The 832-nt window shown below is 58.4% G+C and carries 1 protein-coding gene; it reads left to right on the forward strand.

Features of this window, described 5'->3' with window-relative positions; translation table 11 throughout:
- Window positions 1-253: 253 nt before the first annotated feature.
- Window positions 254-832: SDR family oxidoreductase (locus ACP7BV_RS27430; RefSeq protein ID WP_426108072.1), on the forward strand; the 579-nt coding region annotated here is incomplete at its 3' end.

Genomic DNA, 832 nt, shown 5'->3' on the forward strand with positions numbered 1-832 from the left:
AGGGTGTACACCAAATAATCATCGAAAGCGGACGGCTGCCACTTTTCGCGAAATGCAAAATGCGGCGTGCAGTTCTGGACGGGGTCATGGGACGCGAGGCAGCGGGCACGCAAGAGGCCAGCGGACTGACGGTTGGGGCCAGGGGGCCACAGTGTGGACATTGTGCAGGCAATCAGAAGCAAGAAACGGATAGAGCAGAGCGAACCGCGTCACTATGCTGAGAGGCTCAAACAAATCAAGAAGGAGCCGGAAAATGAATCAGTTATCAGGACGCGTGGCGATCGTAACGGGGGCGAGTTCGGGCATTGGCTACGAGACGGCGAAGCTGTTCGCGAAGGAGGGAGCCAAGGTGGTGGTGACCGGGCGTCGTCAAGACGCGCTGGACAAGCTGGTGAACGAGATTGAACGCGGGGGCGGCCAGGCGATTGCCGTCGCGGGAGACATCAGGGAGGAGCAACTCGCCCGTGCATTGGTGGATACTGCAGTAGATCGCTTTGGGGGACTCGACATTGCCTTCAATAACGTCGGCGCGACCGGGGAAAGTGTGCCGGTACCGGATATGTCAGCGCAGGCCTGGCATGCGGTATTGGACACAAACCTGACCAGCGCCTTTTTCGGTGCAAAATATCAAATTCCAGCGATGGTAAAACGCGGCGGCGGCTCGATCATTTTTACCTCGACCTTCGTCAGCCATACGGCAAGCTTTCCAGGCATGGGGGCCTATGCGGCCAGCAAGGCTGGCTTGATTGGACTCATGCAAGTAATCGCCGTGGAGTATGGATCGCACGGAATCCGTGCCAATGCGCTTCTTCCCGGCGGAACGGACACGCCA

The organism is Massilia sp. TSP1-1-2, from assembly GCF_049896185.1.
Lineage (GTDB): Bacteria > Pseudomonadota > Gammaproteobacteria > Burkholderiales > Burkholderiaceae_D > Telluria_A.